1 pseudogene is annotated in these 748 nt (G+C 71.1%); it reads left to right on the top strand.

Going from position 1 to position 748, the window contains the following annotated elements:
• A pseudogene (locus DD1DGNOD_RS28460) lies at positions 1 to 748 on the top strand ([protein-PII] uridylyltransferase); the annotation flags it as partial.

The raw sequence follows: 748 nt of genomic DNA, 5'->3' as shown, positions 1-748 counted from the left end.
CGGACACCGACGTGCTGGTCACGATGGTGCGCCATCACCTCCTGCTCACCGAGGCCGCGACCCGGCGGGACATCGACGATCCGGCGACCATCGAGGCGGTGGCTCAGGCCGCCGGCAGCCCCCGGGTTCTCGGCCTGCTGCACGCCCTGACCGAAGCCGACTCGCTCGCCACCGGCCCGACAGCCTGGAGCCCGTGGAAGGCACGGCTGGTCGGTGACCTGGTGGAACGGGCGATGGCAGTCCACCGCGGCGAACAGGCGCCATACCCGCCCGCCCTCACCGACCGCCAACGGGCCCTTCTCGCGCTCCCGGACACCTACCACGTGGACGTCAACCCGCTGCCGGACGACACGATGTTCGAGATCGTGGTGGTGGCGCCCGACCGTCCCGGGCTGCTGGCCGCCACCACGGGGGTGCTGGCCCTGAACCGTCTCGACGTCCGCCGCGCCTCCGCCCGCAGCGAGGACGGCCGTGCACTGCTGCAGGCTGCTGTGGCAACCACGCACAGTGAGGTGCCCACGTCCGCGAAGCTGCGTGGCGACCTGCTGCGAGTCCTTGACGGCGGACTCGACCTGGAGGCGAGGATCGCCAGTCGGGAGCAGGCGTATGCGATCACCCGACGCTGGCCTCCGGCCGTACCACCAAAGGTGATCTTCGATGACTCCGGATCCGACACAGTGATCGAGATACGGGCCCCCGACCGTGCCGGCGTCCTGTTCCGGATGGTCCGCGCGCTGTCCGACGCCGG

This window comes from Candidatus Protofrankia californiensis, assembly GCF_900634765.1.
GTDB classification, from domain to species: domain Bacteria; phylum Actinomycetota; class Actinomycetes; order Frankiales; family Frankiaceae; genus Protofrankia; species Protofrankia californiensis.
The sequence above is the reverse complement of the archived record's forward strand: the minus strand, read 5'-3'. Positions and strand labels throughout refer to the sequence as shown.